The organism is Pseudomonas sp. MF7453 (genome assembly GCF_016405455.1).
Taxonomy (GTDB): domain Bacteria; phylum Pseudomonadota; class Gammaproteobacteria; order Pseudomonadales; family Pseudomonadaceae; genus Aquipseudomonas; species Aquipseudomonas paralactis.
The window spans coordinates 19,107-34,972 of the sequence record NZ_JAEKCN010000014.1 but is presented as its reverse complement, the minus strand read 5'-3'; the positions used below and the strand labels follow the sequence as shown (position 1 = coordinate 34,972).

The window sequence follows — 15,866 nt, the reverse complement described above, 5'->3', positions numbered from 1 at the left end:
CTACACAGTTCGCGAGGTTTTGCCATGCAAACGCTAAGGCGCGTCTGGGAGCATCTGGAGGAAGGCTTTATTGCTTTCCTGCTGGCCGCCATGACCCTGGTGACATTCGTCTACGTCATGCTCAACAACGTCTACACCCTGTTCTTTGCCCTGGCCGACAAGTGGGCCTTGAGCAGCGACTTCTTCAATGCGGCAGGCGACGCCACCATGACCTGGGCCCAGGACATGACCTGGAGCGTGGCGCTGACCAAGGCCATGTTCGGCTGGTTGATTTTCTTCGGCATTTCCTACGGTGTACGCACCGCCGGGCACCTGGGCGTAGACGCGCTGGTCAGGCTGACCACACGCCCGATACAACGCCTGCTCGGAATGCTCGCCTGCCTGTGCTGCCTGGCCTATGCGGGGCTGTTCATGGTTGCCAGCTACAAGTGGGTAAGTGCGGTGATGACCGCGCATATCGGCGCTGAAGACCTTGATCAGTTCGGTATCGATGTCGGTGACATCGTGGTGATCGTGCCCATCGGCTTTGCCCTGGTGTTGATCCGCTACCTGGAAATTTTCTACCGCATCTTTACCCACCGTCAGGTCGGGTTGGGATTGGCCGACGAGGCCGGGGAAGCCAGCAAGTTGGCCGGCAGCCATGAGGAGCGTCACTGATGGCCGTGCTCTGTCTGTTTCTGCTGTTGTTCGTGTTCATGTTCCTTGGCGTGCCGATTGCGATTTCCCTCGGGCTGTCCGGCGCGGTATCGATCCTGATGTTCAGCCAGGACTCGGTCAGCTCTCTGGCGATCAAGTTGTTTGAAACCAGCGACGCCTACACCTTTCTGGCGATTCCGTTCTTCCTGTTGTCCGGCGCCTTTATGACCACCGGCGGCGTGGCTCAGCGGCTGATCGACTTTGCCAATGCCTGTGTCGGGCATATCCGTGGTGGCCTGGCGATTGCGGCGGTGCTGGCCTGTATGTTGTTTGCCGCGCTGTCGGGCTCGTCACCGGCCACGGTGGCGGCGGTGGGCTCGATTGCCGTAGCGGGGATGGTGCGTTCCGGTTATCCCAAGGAGTTTGGTGCAGGCATTATTTGCAACGCCGGTACGCTGGGCATTTTGATCCCGCCCTCGATTGTAATGGTGGTGTACTCGGCGGCGACCGAAACCTCGGTGGGCAAGCTGTTCATGGCCGGGGTCATTCCGGGGTTGCTGCTGGGCCTGATGCTGATGATCGCGATCTACATCGTCGCGCGCATCAAGAAACTGCCCGCCCAGCCCAGGGCAACCTTTGGCGAGTGGCTCAGTTGCGCACGCCGAGCGTTCTGGGGCTTGTTGCTGTTGGTGATCATCCTCGGCGGCATCTACAGCGGCATGTTCACCCCGACTGAAGCCGCGGCGGTGGCGGCGGTGTACTCGGCGTTTGTCGCGCTGTTCGTCTACAAGGATATGAAGCTGCGCGATTGCCCCAAGGTGCTGCTGGAGTCGGGGCGCTTGTCGATCATGCTGATGTTTATCATCGCCAACGCCATGCTGTTTGCCCATGTGCTGACCACCGAACAGATCCCCCAGGAAATCACCGCGTGGGTGATCTCGGAAGGGCTGACGCCGATTGGTTTTCTGATCATGGTCAACGTGGTGTTGCTGATTGCCGGCAGCTTTATGGAGCCTTCGGCCATTGTGCTGATCCTGGCACCGATCTTCTTCCCGATTGCAATGAAGCTGGGGATTGACCCGATTCACCTGGGGATTGTGATGGTGGTGAACATGGAAATCGGCCTGGTACACCCGCCGGTGGGGCTGAACCTGTTCGTCACCTCGGCGGTAACCGGGCTGACACTGGGGCAAACCATACGCGCGGCGATGCCGTGGCTGATGATTTTGCTGGTGTTCCTGATCATGGTGACTTACTTGCCGTTCATTTCCCTCGCGCTGCCGCAGTGGCTGGGGATGTAAAACGCGGATAAAAAATGTGGGAGGGGCTTGCTCCCTCCCACATTTGTTGATTTTCCCCGGCCTTATTGGTCCATCGCACTCAAGATCGCATGGGCCACTTTCACCCGCTCGGCATTCGGGTAGTTCTTGTTGGCCAGAATGACCACGCCCATGTCCTTGCTCGGCACATACGCCACATACGCACCAAAGCCACCGGTAGAGCCGGTTTTGTTGTACAGCACGTTGGCCGGCTGTGCCTGGGGCGGGTTCAGCCAGGTCACCTTGTGCGGCTCCATGGCCATCGGTGTGGAGTTGCCATCGATCAAGGCTTGCAGGGTGATGGGGTAGGGGTAGCGTTCCCAGCCCAGGCCCTGGGTCATGCCGTTCACGGTGTAGTAGCCGGCGTGGGTGGCGGCGATAGCCTGTTGCACGGGCTGTTCCAGGGTTTGCGGGTGCATGTTCGCGATGACGTAGCGGGCGAGGTCCTGGCTGGTGGTTTTGAGCCCGTAGGCTTCACTGTCCAGGGCGCCGGGGCTGACGTGCACAGGTTTTTGCTGCTTGTCGTACCCTTGGGCATATTGGCTGGCTTTGTCGGTACGCACGCTGACATAGGTGTTGGTCAAGCCCAGCTTGGGCAGCAGGGTCTTCTCCATCGCAACGTTGAATGGTTGGCCCAGGCTTTGCGCGGTCAGGTAGCCAAACAGGCCGATGCTGGGGTTGGAGTACAAGCGTTGTTCACCCGCAGCGTAAGTGGGCTTCCAGTGCTGGAAGTAACCGAGCATGGTCGTGGTACTGTCGGACGCCTGCGGAAATTGCAGCGGCAGGCCGCCGGCGGTATAGGTCGCCAGTTGCAGCAGGCTGATGCGATCGAACGCGCTGCCGGCCAGGGACGGCAAGTACAGGCTGGCCTTGTCCGACAGCTTGAGCTTGCCGATAGCCTGGGCATAACCACCCAGGGTGGCGGTGAAGGTTTTGCTCACCGAACCGATTTCGAACAGCGTGTTTTGGCTGACCGCCGCCTGGGTATCCTTGTCGGCTACGCCGTAGTTAAAGTATTGCACCTTGCCCTGGTTGATCACGGCGACCGAAAGGCCGGGGATGTCTTGCTGTTGCATCAAGGGCTTGACGTTGCTGTCCACGACCTGGCGCATGTCGGTGGCGGCCATGCAACTGCCGGACAAGAGCAGCAACGCTGAAACCAGGTACTTGGGCTGATAGTTCATGGTGAATCGCTTCCATGTAAAGGTGGCAATAATGGGCAGAGCCTGCGCAGGCGTGGCAAATCTAGGTGGATTTTGTATCCGGGGCAAACGATGATATCTCGCACCAGCCATTAGAAAAATTAGGGTATCCCTTGTTGCGTTCCCATCTGCCTCTCAATGCTCTGCGCGCTTTTGAAGCCTCGGCGCGCCATTTGAGTTTTACCCGCGCGGCTATCGAGTTATGCGTGACCCAAGCCGCAGTCAGCCATCAGGTCAAAAGCCTCGAAGCGCAACTCAATGTCACGCTGTTCAAGCGCCTGCCACGTGGCCTGATGCTCACTCGCGAAGGCGAAACCCTGTTGCCGGTGTTGCGCGAAGCCTTCGACCGCATTGCCCACACCCTGGGCCAGTTCGAGGGCGGGCATTACCGCGAGGTGCTGACCGTAGGCGCGGTCGGCACCTTCGCCGTGGGCTGGCTGTTGCCACGGTTGGCGGATTTTCACAGCCGCTATCCGTTTATTGATTTGCGCCTGTCCACCCATAACAACCGCGTGGATGTCGCCGCCGAGGGCCTGGATTACGCCATTCGGTTTGGCGCCGGTGCATGGCACGGTACCGAGGCCTGCCCATTGCTGGAAGCACCGCTGACAGTGTTGTGCGTGCCGCAGATCGCCGAGCAATTGCACAGCCCGGCGGATCTGTTGAAGCACACTTTGTTGCGTTCTTACCGCGCCGATGAGTGGAGTCTGTGGTTTCAGGCGGCTGGGCTGCCGGAAGACACTCGGATGCCGCGCAGCATCGTATTCGACTCATCGCTGGCGATGATGGAAGCCGCCCTGCAAGGCAGCGGTGTGGCCCTGGCGCCAGCATTGATGTTTTCGCGCCAGTTGGAAAACGATGTGGTTCGCCAGCCATTCGCCGTGGGGATCACGACCGGCAGTTATTGGTTGACCCGTTTGCAGTCGCGCAATGAGACGCCCGCGATGTTGGCGTTCAAAGGGTGGTTGCAGAGCTGCATTGGATAAGAATGTGCAAAGAGCAAGCCCCTGTTGTCCTGTAGGAGCGAGCTTGCTCGCGAAAGATTCCCGGGCTGCGCGTTTATTCAGGAAGCACGCGTTATCGTTGACGTTCTTCGCGAGCAAGCTCGCTCCTACATAGGTGTGACTAGGCCAGATATTTGCGGAACCAGCCCAGGGTGCGCTCCCACGCCAGGTTGGCCGCTGCCTCGTCATAGCGAGGCGTCGAATCATTGTGAAAGCCGTGGTTGGCGCCTTTGTAGATGTAAGCTTCATACTTCGTGCCCGCAGCTTTCAACGCCTGTTCATACGCGGGCCAACCCTCATTGATCCGCGTATCCAGCTCACCGAAATGCAGCATGATCGGCGCCTTGATGCGGGGCACGTCCTTGGCCTCGGGTTGGCGCCCGTAGAATGACACCGCCGCCCCCAGTTCCGGGTAGGCCACCGCTGCCGCATTGGTCACGCCGCCGCCATAACAGAAACCGGTGATACCGACCTTGCCGGTTGTGCTGTCGTGATGCATCAGCCATTCGATGGCGGCGAAAAAGTCGTTCATCAGTTTGGTCGGGTCGACGGTCTGTTGAAGCGCCACGCCTTTTTCATCGTTGCCGGGGTAGCCGCCCACAGAGGTCAGGCCATCGGGTGCCAGGGCAATGAAGCCGGCTTTGGCCAGGCGCCGGGCCACGTCTTCGATATACGGGTTGAGGCCACGGTTTTCATGCACCACCACCACGGCGGGCAGTTTTGCCGCAGCCTTGGACGGGCGCACCAGGTAGCCGCGCACTGTGCCGTTGCCCTTGGGCGAAGGGTAGGTGATGTAGTCGGCAACGATATCCGGGTCGGTGAATTTCACCTGCTCAGCCAACGCGTAGTTGGGGCTCAGGGCCGCCAGCAGCGCCGAAGCGGTGAGGCCGCCTAACGTGAACAGTGCGGCACGGTCGAGAAACTCGCGACGGTTGATCTTGCCATGGGCGTAGCCGTCGTAGAGTTCCAGCAGTTCGGGGGCGAAGTCCTTGGCGGTAAGACGGGGCATAGGTGCAGTCCTCGATCAGCGGTTGCAGTCACTGTAGACCAGGTTCACGCCTCGCGGCCATGGGCGGCCGCGGCCAATTGCCCGGTGTCGACGCGCACGAACACCGAGTCGCCGATGGCCGTGAGCACGTCACCGGCATATACCTCGCAGACCACACGGCTTTTGCGCCCGATGTCGCCTTCGACCCGTGCGCGCAGGGTCAGCGGAACGCCCATGGGCGTGGGTTTGATGAATTTGATCCCCAGGTTGCCGGTGACGCAGTCGATGCGCGGCAGGCTGCCGGGTTCGCGCTGTTCGGCGCGGTAGTGGTAGGCCATGGCGGTCCAGTTGGAATGGCAATCCACCAGCATGGCGATCAGGCCGCCGTAGACCAGGTCTGGCCAGCCGCTGTATTGGGCTTCGGGTTGATGCTCGGCGACCACGTGTACGCCATCTTCGGCCCAGCGGCTTTTGATGTGCAGCCCATGGGGGTTGCTGCTGCCGCAGCCATAGCAGATGCCTTCTGGCGCGGTGATGTCTTGGAGAGAAGCGGTGGTCATGCAAAGTCCTTGTTATTGTTCAGGCGACTTCTCTGTTTAGCAGGCCACGCTTCAGCGAGCAAACTTCTTCGCCCCGGCCACGCAGCCGATCACCGCGACGGTCACCAGCACCATGCCCAGGCTGACCTGTTCATGCAGCAGGCCCGCGGCCAGCGCCAGGCCGAAGAAGGGTTGCAGCAACTGCAACTGACCAACCGCGGCAATGCCGCCCTGGGCCAGGCCGCGGTACCAGAACACAAAACCGATCAACATGCTGAACAGCGCCACGTACCCCAGGCTCAACCACGCCGGCAGGCTGATACCGCTGAAGGTCGAAGGCGCCAGCAACAGGCTCAGCGGCGCCACCACCGGCAGCGACACCACCAGCGCCCAGCAGATCACCTGCCAGCCACCCAGGCTGCGCGACAGTTTGGCGCCTTCGGCATAACCCAGGCCGCACACCAGCACCGCCAACAGCATCAGCAAGTCGCCCGCCGGGGCGGCGCTCAAGCCCTGGGCAATGGCATAACCCATCACCAGCAGGCTGCCAAGAATGGAAAACAACCAGAACACTGGCCTGGGGCGCTCGCCGCCACGCAGCACACCAAATACCGCCGTGGCCAGGGGCAGCAGGCCGATGAAGACGATGGAGTGGGCCGAGGTCACGTATTGCAGGGCCAGCGCTGTCAACAGCGGGAAGCCGATCACCACGCCCAGAGCGACGACCACCAAGGGGCCCCATTGCTGACGGCTGGGGCGTTTTTCCTTGAATAGCCACAACAGGCAGACCCCCAATACGGCGGCGAGGGTGGCGCGAATCATGGTCAGGAACACCGGGTCGAACTCCATGACCGCCAAGCGCGTGGCCGGCAGCGACCCGCTGAAAATCACCACGCCGATAAAACCGTTGATCCAACCCTGAGTGCTGAGATCCAGAGAGCCGAAGCGGGCGATACGTTCCATGAGGGTATGTCCGAAAGAGGGGTTGCGTGCGGCTCATCCTAGGGCTGAAGATTAGGACAATCAAAAAATTGTCATGGATACATCCCGATGCCCCGTGCGCGCTACAAATCGCTGGTTGATACCTTCGCCGAGGCCATTCGCAGTGGACGAATGCCTGCCGGCACGCGCTTGCCTACTCATCGCCAGTTGGCCGCTGAGCATGGCTTGGCACTGGTCACGGCGAGCCGGGTGTACAGCGAGTTGGAAGCCATGGGCCTGGTCAGTGGCGAGACCGGTCGCGGTACCTTCGTGCGCGAAATCACCTTGCCGCCGGGGCAGGGCAGCGGGCAGATGACGGTGGCGCCGGGCCTGCTCGACTTGAATTTCAACTACCCGTCCTTGCCTGGGCAGGCCGAGCTGTTGCGCACGGCGTTGCGCCAGTTGGCGTTGTCGGGCGATCTGGAGGCACTGCTGCGTTACCAGCCCCATGCAGGGCGTGTGCATGAGCGCGCCGCCATGGCCCGGCACTTGTTGAATCGAGGGCTCACGGTGGCCGCCGAGCAGGTACTGGTGGTCAGCGGCGCCCAGCACGGCTTGGCGGTGAGCCTGATGACGTTGCTCAAGCCTGGGGATGTGATCGCGGTGGATGCGCTGACTTATCCGGGCTTCAAGGCGCTGGCCGAAACCCTGCACCTGGAAATCGTCGCCATCCCGGTGACCACGGCCGGCCCGAACCTGGACCATCTGCATAGCCTGTGTCGCCAGCGCCCGGTACGTGCGGTATACAGCATGCCAACCCTGCATAACCCGCTGGGCTGGGTACTGAGCCGGGAGCAGCGCGAGCGTTTGGTGGCGATTGCCCGGCAGCACAACCTGATGATCGTCGAGGATGGCGCCTATGCGTTTCTCGCCGAAGATGCACCTGCGCCGTTGGCGGCACTGGCCCCGGAGCGCACGGTGTATGTGGGTGGGCTGTCCAAGAATGTCGCCGCCGGTTTGCGCATAGGGTTTATCGCGGCGCCTTCAGCTTGGGTGAGCAGGTTGGAACGTACGATCATGGCCACCACCTGGAGCGTGCCAGGCGTGATGAGTGCCATTGCAGTGGCCTGGCTCGAAGACGGTACGGTGGCGCAACTGGAAGCGCAAAAACGCGCGGATGCTCAAGCCCGCCAGGCATTGGCAGCCCAAGTGCTGACGGGCGTGCGGTATGTCAGCCATCCGTCATCGTATTTTCTGTGGCTGCCTTTGGCTGAAGAGGCTCGCGCCGATCAAGTCGCCATGACCTTGCAGCGCGAAGGCATTTGCGTGTCCACCGCCGAACCGTTCGCCGTCTCGGCCCAGGTGCCCCACGCACTGCGCTTGGCCCTGGGTTCGGTACCGATGGCGCAGTTGCGTGGGGCTCTGGAGACGATACGCAACGTGGTGGCGTGGTGAGCGGGCCTCAGTACTTGTAAGCCTGGCGCCCGATCAGCAACCACTTGCCGTGTTGCTTCTGCCAGACCTGGAAGTTGTCGATATCGGTTGGTGTGTCCACACCACTGTTCACCGCCAGGGCATGGAAGTGGTTGCGCACCAGGGCGGTATCGCCGTTAAGGGTGATGGTCTGGTTCTGCATTTCCAGGGTTTTGAAGGCGCTGGTGTGGGTCTCCAGGTCGGCAATAAATTGCGCCTTGTTCTGCACTTTGCCGCTGGAATGGCCGTAGGTGAGCGTGTCGGATGTCAACGCGTGAAGTTGCTTGACGTCCAGGTGCAGCATGGCCTGGGTCAGTTGGTCGACTGCCTGGGCTACGTCCTTTTCAGCGGGGGCGGCGGCGACATAGCCGGAAAACAGGCACAAGAAGCCGATCAGCACTTTGAGGTTGGGCATGGGTGTTCCTTGTTTTTGTTGGGTGGACACGACGAGGTATGTCGTCGTACAACCATGCAATAATTTGGGCGGGGAAGGAAAGTGAAATCTTGAAATGATTTGACGCGAGTCACGGTCAGCAGGACTTTTGTAGGAGCGAGCTTGCTCGCGAAAAACCCATAGACGCCGCGTTTATTCAGGAAACACGCGGTATCGTTGACGTTTTTCGCGAGCAAGCTCGCTCCTACAGAAGAGGGGAGACTTCCCCATTTGGACAGTGTTTATTCGCTGGGCAGCGGCGGTGTGCGTGGCGGGATCACGCGTTTGCTGCCGGTGGCTTCAAATGCGGCGGCAAAGCGCAGCAGTGCCGAATCATCATAGGCACGCCCGGCAAAGGTCAGCCCTACCGGCATACCGATATCGGCCATTACGCCCATCGGCACAGTGACGGTGGGTACGCCCAGGTGGCGAATCGCGAGGTTACCGTTGGCCACCCACACGCCGTTGCTCCAGGCGATGTCGGCAGACCCTTCGTTCACGTCGGCATCGGCCGGGCCTACATCGGCTACGGTTGGAAACAGCACGGCGTCGAGCCCAAGGTTATCCATCCAGTCTTCCAGGTCCAGGCGCCGGGTTTTTTCCAGACCGCGCAGGCCATCAGGAACGGTGCCGATCTGGTCCCACGGGGTGATGCCGCGTTGGGCCATGCGCACGTATTCATCCATGCCGGCGGCGAGGTCGTCTTCACGGTTGGGCAGGGTGCCGGGGTCGTGCGGGAAGATCTTCGGCCCGTCTACATCCGCCAGGCGGTTGAGCGCCGGATCGTTGTTGGCGCGCAGGAAGTCATCGAAAGCCCAGGCAGACAATTCCCACAGTTCGTCGTGGAGGAACTCCCTGGACACCAGGCCACGGGTAAACACCGTCGGTGCGCCGGGGCGGTCGCCTTCGCAGTTGGATACCAGTGGGAAATCCACCTCGATCACTTCGGCGCCGGCCGCTTCCAGGGCCTGGCGGGCGGCTTGCCAAAGCTCAATCACCGTGGCGCGGGTATTGATCCTTTGCCCGGTGGGCCCACCGATACCGGGCTTTTCGCTGGTGCCGGCCTCGGGATCGGCATTGATGTACATGCGCGGCACACCAAAGCGCTTGCCGGCCAGGCTTTCGCTGCTGACGGCCAGTGCCGCGTATGAAGCCGGGCGCACCGAGGTCACGCTGGGGATCGGCACCCAGGGTTGCAGGCGCCACAGGTCGCCGCGCTTGTCGGGGTCTTCGGCCACCACGACGTCGAGCACTTCAAGCAGGTCAGCCATGGTCCGCGCATACGGCACTACCACGTCCATGGTCGGGGTCAATGGCCAGTTGCCACGCACCGAAATCACCCCACGCGAAGGCGTGTAGGCGCACAAGCCATTATTGGAGGCCGGGCCGCGACCGCTCGACCAGGTTTCTTCAGCCAGGCCGAACGCCGCAAAGCTGGCGGCCGTGGCAGTGCCGGCGCCGTTGGAGGAACCCGATGCAAACGGCGCGGTGAGGTAGTCGGCGTTGTACGGGCTTTCGGCGCGGCCATACACGCCACGCTGCATACCGCCATTGGCCATCGGCGGCATGTTGGTCTTGCCCAGGCAAATCGCGCCTCCGGCGCGCAGTCGCTCAATGGTGAAAGCGTCACGCTGGGCGACCAGCCTGGCAAACGCGGGGCTGCCGGATGCGGCCGTCAGGCCCTTGACCAGGTAACTGTCCTTGGCCGTGTAGGGAATACCATCCAGCGGCCCCAGGGTCTGGCCCTTGGCGCGGCGGGCATCGGAGGCTTGGGCTTCTTTCAGGGCTTCGGGATTGCGCACCACCACGGCATTGAGCGCAGTGGTGGTGTGCGGGCCGTCGTAGGCATCAATCCGCGCCAGGTACGCCTGGACCAGTTCAACGGCCGTGGTCCGGCCGGCTTCAAGCGCAGCGCGCAATTGGGCAATGGAGACTTCAGTAACTTGCATCACGTTTTTTTCGCCGCCTTCACGTGGGGGTATGGCGGCAGTCTACGTACAGATATTTCACAAAACCAGCTAAGGTGACCGCGATGACCACCATTGCACTTCAAGGAAGAGACGATGCACAGACCCTATATCGCCCTGGCTGCCTTGTTGGGATTTACCCTCTACACCGTGGCAACGATGCTCACGGCCGAGCAATCGCTGTTGGCATTTGGACGCGAGCTGATGTCACGGCCTGATACCGCGCAGGTGGTGATTGATCTGTATTTGATGGCGGTGCTGGCGTGTGTGTGGATGTATCGGGATGCACGTGGGCGAGGGCGCTCCGTCGCGTCGTTGATCCCGTATTTCCTGTTGACGGCGGTGTTCGTGTCGGTAGGGCCGCTGCTGTATATCGTCGTTAATGGGTTTTCGCGACGCACCTGACGGTAGATGCCAATGTGGGAGGGAGCAAAAACCCTCCCACATTGTTCGGACGCGCTCGCTATCAAACGCCCTTGGTCGAAGGCAGCAGTATCGTCAAGATGCCCACCAACGGCAGGAACGAGCACAGTTTGTACACGTATTCGATCCCGTGGTTATCGGCAAGCAACCCCAGCAACGCCGCGCCAATCCCGCTGAAACCGAACATCAGGCCAAAGAATATCCCGGCGATCATGCCCACGTTGCCCGGCACCAGTTCCTGGGCAAACACCACGATGGCCGAGAACGCCGAGGCGATGATGAAACCGATGACCACGCTGAGTACAGCGGTCCAGAACAGGTCGACATAGGGCAGGGCGAGGGTAAACGGCGCGGCGCCGAGGATCGAGAACCAGATGACCTTCTTGCGGCCGATCTTGTCGCCGATCGGTCCCCCGGCGAAGGTGCCGACCGCCACTGCCCCAAGGAACAGGAACAGGTACATCTGGGAGCTGGCCACTGACAGCTGGAATTTTTCAATCAGGTAAAACGTGAAGTAGCTGGTCAGGCTGGTCATGTACCAGTATTTGGAAAACACCAGCACGGCCAATACCACCAGGGCGAAGGTCACGCGGCCTTTGGACAAGCCGTGGGTGGCCTGGCTGCCTTGCTTGAGCTTGAACAGGTTGAGGTGGTGACGGTACCAGCGGCTCAAGCCATACAGCACCAGGATCGCGAACACCGCAAACAGGCCGAACCAGGCGATATGGGTTTGGCCGTAGGGAATGATGATCGCTGCCGCCAGCAACGGGCCGAACGCGCTGCCGGTGTTGCCGCCGACCTGGAAGGTCGATTGCGCCAGGCCGTAGCGCCCTCCGGAGGCCAGGCGGGCGACCCGCGAGGTTTCCGGGTGGAAGGTCGACGAGCCGACACCCACCAGCCCCGCCGCGAGCAGAATCGCCGGGAAGTTGCCGACAAACGCCAGCATCAAAATACCGATCAAGGTGCACACCATGCCCGCCGGCAGCAGCCAGGGCTTGGGGTGGCGATCGGTGTGGTAGCCGATCCACGGTTGCAGCAGGGAGGCGGTCAACTGGAAGGTCAGGGTGATCAGGCCGACCTGGGTGAAGCTCAGGCCGTAATTGGCCTTGAGCATCGGGTAGATCGACGGCAGCACGGCCTGGATCAGGTCGTTGATCATATGCGCCAGGGCACAGGCGCCGAGGACGCGCATAACCAAAGGGCTTACCTGGGGCGTCGTGGTGGCAGCGGCGGGTGTCGCGGTGAGGCTCGACATGCGGGCATTCCATACAAGGCAGCGAACAGGGGCAGACGGTACTTTAGCGGTCAGCCATTTCTAATTGTTTCGAAAGCTATGCTAAATTCGATGAAAATGCCTGTCTCGCGAAATTCGGGCATAAACCATCGCAAAAAGGGCGAAACAATCAAATCCCTCGACAAATTTCTGCAGGAGATCGATGAAGGCGATTGGGCCGTCATCAGCTCGGCCACCGATTATCCGGAAAACTGGGTGATCCCGGAACACCGCCACAACAAGCATCAACTGCTCTATGCCATCGGCGGGGTGATGGTGGTGTATTCGGCGCTGAATCAATGGACGGTGCCCCCCAACCGTGGCTTCTGGATGCCGTGCGGGCAAGTGCATTCGCTGCGCTGCGTGGGCACGTTGAAGATGCGCAGCGTATTCGTGCGCCCGGACCGTTTCCCGAACCTGCCCGCCGAGCCGAAGACGGTGACGGTTTCGCCGTTGCTGAGTGAGCTGATCAAATCGTCGGTCAGCTTGAAGCCGCCGTATGCCGACGACTCACGCGATGCCAGGATCATGCACCTGATCCTCGACGAACTGGCGATCCTGCCGGACTTGCCCCTGTCCCTGCCGCAGCCCGCCGACCCGCGCCTGAGCCCGATTTGCCTGGCGCTGCAGGACGAACCGGGGGATGCCTCCACCGTCGCCGACTGGAGCGCACGCCTGGGGCTGGATCAAACCACGATCCAGCGCCTGTTTCGCAAGGAAACCGGCATGACCTTCGGCCAGTGGCGCCAGCAGGCACGGCTGCTATTGGCGCTGGAACGTATTGCGGTCGGGCAGAAGATTATCGATGTGGCGTTTGAACTGGGCTACGAAAGCCCCAGCGCCTTTACCAGCATGTTCAAGAAACAGTTTGGCAAGACGCCGAGTCATTTTTTCAGGTAGCACCGCTGATAACGCGAGTTTGCATAGCGCGGCGTGACGCGAGGTAGGCCAGCAACGTGGCGACCACCAACAAACCAGCACTGAGCTCAAAGGTGGCCTGGTAGCCGCTCAGGTCGAACGCCACGCCGCCCACGGTAGCGCCGGCAGCAATCGCCAATTGGATGATGGCCACCATCAATCCACCGCCCGCCTCGGCGTCATCGGGCAGCGTCTGCGCCAGCCACGTCCACCAGCCCACAGGTGCGGCGGTTGCCACCAGGCCCCAACTGCCGAGCAATAGCGTGGTCATCATCGGCGAGCTGCCCCATTGCACCAATGCAAGTGCGAGGCCTGCCATGATCAGCGGGATGGCAATCAGTGTCGGGTACAGGTTGTGCTTAAGGAAGCGATCAATCAAAAACGTACCGGCCAGGCCAGCCAGGCCAAGCACCAACAGCATCAACGACAATGTGGACACCTCAACCTGCGTGACGCTTTCCAGAAATGGGCGCAGATAGGTGAACAACATGAACTGGCCCATGAAGAACACGCTGACGGCGAGCATGCCCAAGGTCACCTTGGGGTTCTTCATCAGGCGCAAGGCATTGGCGGTTTTCGCTGCACCCTGGTTTTTCAGCGCGGGAAGGCTGATCAGCAGCCATACCAAAGCAACCACAGCCACCGGTACCACGCAGAAAAACGCACCGCGCCAGCCGATGATCCCGCCAAGAAAGCTGCCCAGCGGTGCGGCAATCACTGTCGCCAACGCGTTGCCGCCATTGACGATGGCCAGGGCACGAGGCACTTGCGCTTGTGGCACCAGGCGCATCGCCGTGGCCGCCGACAATGACCAGAAACCACCAATCGCCACGCCAATCAACGCTCGACCGAGCATGAACACCAGGTAATTGGGCGCTAACGCCACCACGGTGCCGGAGATAATCATCAGCAGCGTTAACGCCATCAAAAGACGCTTGCGATCCACCCGCGCAGCGATCGAAGCGATCACCAGGCTGGTGAGCAGGGCAAACACCCCGGACACGGAAATGCCCTGGCCGGCCTGACCTTCGGTGATGTGCAGATCGGCGGCCAGCGGTGTCAGCAGGCTGACGGGCATGAATTCAGAGGCGACCAGGGCGAACGCGGCGAGGGACATCGCCAGTACCGCGCCCCAACTGCTTTTGGTAGGTGTATCGGACATGGTGTAAACCCGTTAATGCGTCAATGGCCTGCGCATTTTCCGGATCAAACCCCAGGTTCCATAGTGCGATCCGCCGGATTACTTGCCTGATCCTCTGAGTCTGGCGGTATACCGAGGACTCCTGAGGCGCGTGGGAGTAAAGTTGCGCAAAGAGGCAAAAGAGTCCGTTATGAGCATTCATTCTTCATCCCTGCAAGCGCTCGCGCAGTCCATCGGGTCGCGCACTCCATCGACCGGCGACTACTCTTTGCCGATTCCCGGGCTGGGCTTCTATCGGCGAGAACAACCGGCCGCGCCCGTGGTGTGCATGATCGAACCGTGCATCGTGCTGGTGGTGCGGGGCCAGAAGCAATTGTGGGTCGGCGGTGAGGGTTACCCCTACGACAGCTCACGCTTTCTGGTGACGTCGCTGGATATTCCGGCCAATTCGCAGGTGCTGGTCGCCAGCCCCGAGCAACCGTGCCTGGGGCTGACGTTCAAACTCGACTTGCGCATGTTGGCCGAGCTGATTGCCCAGGGTGATCTGCCGCCGACCCGTGAGCGCGCCGTGTTGAAAGGCGTGGGCATCGGCACGGTCACCGACGGTTTGCTCAACGCATTCGCGCGCCTGGTCGCCTTGCTGGAGGAGCCCGAAGCAATACCGGTACTCGCGCCGTTGATCCAGCGCGAGATTCATTACCGGCTATTGAAAAGCGACCAGGCCGGCCGCTTGCGCCAGATCTGCTCGGTGGACGGGCAGGGTTATCGGATCGCCAAGGCCATCGATTGGCTGAAGTTGAATTTCGACGTAGCGCTACGCGTGGAGGAATTGGCAGCACGGGTGCAGATGAGCGCAGCGACTTTTCATCATCATTTCCGACAATTGACCGCAATGAGCCCGTTGCAGTATCAAAAATGGCTGCGCTTGAATGAGGCGCGGCGCTTGATGTTGAACGAGCACCAGGACGTGTCCAGCGCAGCGTTCAAAGTGGGCTATGAGAGCCCGTCACAGTTCAGTCGTGAGTACAGCCGTTTGTTTGGTGTGCCACCCAAGCGCGACATGGCCGCGCTGCGGGGCAGGGCAGGGGTTACTGATCCGGGGCCAGGTTAGCGTAGAAAATGCAGCCGATCAGCCGTGCAAACAGGCTCAGGGTTTCGGGCAGGTTGGGGTCATCGAACAGCATTGCCCGCGAGTCCAGCGCACACAGTGCGCCGAACAGGCGCCCATCGGGTAGAAAGATCGGTGCACCGGCATAGCTTTCGATGGCGTATTGCTTGACCACCGGGCGCGCCGCGAAACGGCCGTTCTGGCTGACTTGCGGAATGAACAACACCTGCGGGTCAATGCAAAACTCACTGCACAAGGTGGTTTCCAGGTCGAGTACATCGTCGACATGGATGCCCATTTGCAGCGGGTCGTAGGCCGAACACACCACCCATTCCTGGTCGGTGAACTTGGCGATGCCGGCAAACCTCATCCCGGTCAAACGCGTGACCAGCTTGAGAATGTTGGTGGTGGCTTCGATTTCTGCAATAGCGGCGCGTTCATCTGCGCTGAGTAGCGATTGTGCGGCGGTGACGCTTGTAGCCATGCTGAACACTCCAGTGGCGTGGTCGCTGCCAGCGACC

The 15,866-nt window shown here is 61.0% G+C and carries 16 protein-coding genes; 7 read left to right on the top strand and 9 right to left on the bottom strand.

Annotation, left to right across the window (positions count from 1 at the left end; translation table 11 throughout):
- The first annotated feature begins 24 nt into the window (after positions 1–24).
- Entirely contained in the window at positions 25–657 is a 633-nt protein-coding gene (locus JFT63_RS21340) for a TRAP transporter small permease (RefSeq protein ID WP_198844685.1), read from the top strand.
- The gene (gene dctM, locus JFT63_RS21335) at positions 657–1,937 is read left to right on the top strand and encodes a C4-dicarboxylate TRAP transporter large permease protein DctM (protein ID WP_057703485.1); all 1,281 of its coding nucleotides are present in this window, start codon (positions 657–659) and stop codon (positions 1,935–1,937) included. Before JFT63_RS21340 ends, dctM begins: the two co-directional genes overlap by 1 nt.
- A gap of 62 nt (positions 1,938–1,999) precedes the next feature.
- On the opposite strand, the gene ampC is transcribed toward dctM, so the two are convergent.
- Complete coding sequence (ampC, locus tag JFT63_RS21330) at positions 2,000–3,139, bottom strand: class C beta-lactamase (protein WP_198844684.1); 1,140 nt, start codon at positions 3,137–3,139, stop codon at positions 2,000–2,002.
- A gap of 131 nt (positions 3,140–3,270) precedes the next feature.
- Between ampC and JFT63_RS21325 the strand changes: the two genes are divergently transcribed.
- Positions 3,271–4,143, top strand: coding sequence for a LysR family transcriptional regulator (locus JFT63_RS21325; RefSeq protein WP_198844683.1), 873 nt, complete (start codon positions 3,271–3,273; stop codon positions 4,141–4,143).
- Positions 4,144–4,282: 139 nt separating this feature from the next.
- Here JFT63_RS21325 and yghX read toward each other — a convergent pair whose 3' ends face one another.
- From yghX to JFT63_RS21310, 3 genes are read right to left on the bottom strand one after another with little or no spacing between them, the layout of a single operon-like run.
- Complete coding sequence (yghX, locus tag JFT63_RS21320) at positions 4,283–5,170, bottom strand: YghX family hydrolase (RefSeq protein WP_057703483.1); 888 nt, start codon at positions 5,168–5,170, stop codon at positions 4,283–4,285.
- A 44-nt stretch (positions 5,171–5,214) separates the two neighbouring features.
- Positions 5,215–5,709, bottom strand: a complete 495-nt coding sequence (locus JFT63_RS21315) for a PaaI family thioesterase (protein WP_057703482.1) — start codon at positions 5,707–5,709, stop codon at positions 5,215–5,217.
- Between the two features lie 51 nt (positions 5,710–5,760).
- Positions 5,761–6,651, bottom strand: a complete 891-nt coding sequence (locus JFT63_RS21310) for a DMT family transporter (protein ID WP_198844682.1) — start codon at positions 6,649–6,651, stop codon at positions 5,761–5,763.
- An 87-nt stretch (positions 6,652–6,738) separates the two neighbouring features.
- Here JFT63_RS21310 and JFT63_RS21305 point away from each other — a divergent pair, with 87 nt between their 5' ends.
- The gene (locus JFT63_RS21305; protein WP_198844681.1) at positions 6,739–8,064 is read left to right on the top strand and encodes an aminotransferase-like domain-containing protein; all 1,326 of its coding nucleotides are present in this window, start codon (positions 6,739–6,741) and stop codon (positions 8,062–8,064) included.
- A 7-nt stretch (positions 8,065–8,071) separates the two neighbouring features.
- On the opposite strand, the gene JFT63_RS21300 is transcribed toward JFT63_RS21305, so the two are convergent.
- Both JFT63_RS21300 and JFT63_RS21295 read right to left on the bottom strand, forming a co-directional pair.
- Positions 8,072–8,497 (bottom strand): nuclear transport factor 2 family protein, encoded by a 426-nt coding sequence (locus tag JFT63_RS21300; RefSeq protein WP_057703479.1) that lies wholly within the window; start codon positions 8,495–8,497, stop codon positions 8,072–8,074.
- 260 nt (positions 8,498–8,757) lie between these two features.
- Positions 8,758–10,467: an amidase gene (locus tag JFT63_RS21295; RefSeq protein ID WP_057703478.1), complete on the bottom strand. Its 1,710-nt coding sequence runs from the start codon at positions 10,465–10,467 to the stop codon at positions 8,758–8,760.
- A 111-nt stretch (positions 10,468–10,578) separates the two neighbouring features.
- Here JFT63_RS21295 and JFT63_RS21290 point away from each other — a divergent pair, with 111 nt between their 5' ends.
- On the top strand, positions 10,579–10,887 hold the full coding sequence (locus JFT63_RS21290; protein ID WP_057703477.1) for a DUF2834 domain-containing protein: 309 nt from the start codon (positions 10,579–10,581) through the stop codon (positions 10,885–10,887).
- 61 nt (positions 10,888–10,948) lie between these two features.
- Here JFT63_RS21290 and JFT63_RS21285 read toward each other — a convergent pair whose 3' ends face one another.
- Positions 10,949–12,160, bottom strand: a complete 1,212-nt coding sequence (locus JFT63_RS21285) for an MFS transporter (protein ID WP_005787935.1) — start codon at positions 12,158–12,160, stop codon at positions 10,949–10,951.
- Between the two features lie 96 nt (positions 12,161–12,256).
- On the opposite strand from JFT63_RS21285, the gene JFT63_RS21280 reads away from it, so the two are divergent.
- On the top strand, positions 12,257–13,078 hold the full coding sequence (locus tag JFT63_RS21280; protein WP_198844774.1) for an AraC family transcriptional regulator: 822 nt from the start codon (positions 12,257–12,259) through the stop codon (positions 13,076–13,078).
- Here the strand turns inward: JFT63_RS21280 and JFT63_RS21275 are convergent.
- Entirely contained in the window at positions 13,071–14,258 is a 1,188-nt protein-coding gene (locus JFT63_RS21275) for an MFS transporter (protein ID WP_198844680.1), read from the bottom strand. The two genes, JFT63_RS21280 and JFT63_RS21275, sit on opposite strands and share 8 nt — an antisense overlap.
- Positions 14,259–14,427: 169 nt before the next feature.
- Between JFT63_RS21275 and JFT63_RS21270 the strand changes: the two genes are divergently transcribed.
- Positions 14,428–15,348 carry an AraC family transcriptional regulator gene (locus tag JFT63_RS21270; RefSeq protein WP_057703474.1) on the top strand — a complete coding sequence of 307 codons (921 nt, stop codon included), beginning with the start codon at positions 14,428–14,430 and terminating at the stop codon, positions 15,346–15,348.
- Here the strand turns inward: JFT63_RS21270 and JFT63_RS21265 are convergent.
- A complete protein-coding gene (locus JFT63_RS21265; RefSeq protein WP_057703473.1) occupies positions 15,326–15,829 on the bottom strand; it encodes a GAF domain-containing protein in 504 nt (167 codons plus the stop codon). The two genes, JFT63_RS21270 and JFT63_RS21265, sit on opposite strands and share 23 nt — an antisense overlap.
- Positions 15,830–15,866: the final 37 nt, after the last annotated feature.

Coding starts and splice junctions, on each gene's coding strand:
- JFT63_RS21340 (WP_198844685.1), top strand. CDS start 25: ATGCAAACGCTAAGGCGCGTCTGGGAGCATCTGGAGGAAGGCTTTATT.
- dctM (WP_057703485.1), top strand. CDS start 657: ATGGCCGTGCTCTGTCTGTTTCTGCTGTTGTTCGTGTTCATGTTCCTT.
- ampC (WP_198844684.1), bottom strand. CDS start 3,139: ATGAACTATCAGCCCAAGTACCTGGTTTCAGCGTTGCTGCTCTTGTCC.
- yghX (WP_057703483.1), bottom strand. CDS start 5,170: ATGCCCCGTCTTACCGCCAAGGACTTCGCCCCCGAACTGCTGGAACTC.
- JFT63_RS21315 (WP_057703482.1), bottom strand. CDS start 5,709: ATGACCACCGCTTCTCTCCAAGACATCACCGCGCCAGAAGGCATCTGC.
- JFT63_RS21310 (WP_198844682.1), bottom strand. CDS start 6,651: ATGGAACGTATCGCCCGCTTCGGCTCTCTGGATCTCAGCACTCAGGGT.
- JFT63_RS21305 (WP_198844681.1), top strand. CDS start 6,739: ATGCCCCGTGCGCGCTACAAATCGCTGGTTGATACCTTCGCCGAGGCC.
- JFT63_RS21300 (WP_057703479.1), bottom strand. CDS start 8,497: ATGCCCAACCTCAAAGTGCTGATCGGCTTCTTGTGCCTGTTTTCCGGC.
- JFT63_RS21290 (WP_057703477.1), top strand. CDS start 10,579: ATGCACAGACCCTATATCGCCCTGGCTGCCTTGTTGGGATTTACCCTC.
- JFT63_RS21285 (WP_005787935.1), bottom strand. CDS start 12,160: ATGTCGAGCCTCACCGCGACACCCGCCGCTGCCACCACGACGCCCCAG.
- JFT63_RS21280 (WP_198844774.1), top strand. CDS start 12,257: ATGCCTGTCTCGCGAAATTCGGGCATAAACCATCGCAAAAAGGGCGAA.
- JFT63_RS21275 (WP_198844680.1), bottom strand. CDS start 14,258: ATGTCCGATACACCTACCAAAAGCAGTTGGGGCGCGGTACTGGCGATG.
- JFT63_RS21270 (WP_057703474.1), top strand. CDS start 14,428: ATGAGCATTCATTCTTCATCCCTGCAAGCGCTCGCGCAGTCCATCGGG.
- JFT63_RS21265 (WP_057703473.1), bottom strand. CDS start 15,829: ATGGCTACAAGCGTCACCGCCGCACAATCGCTACTCAGCGCAGATGAA.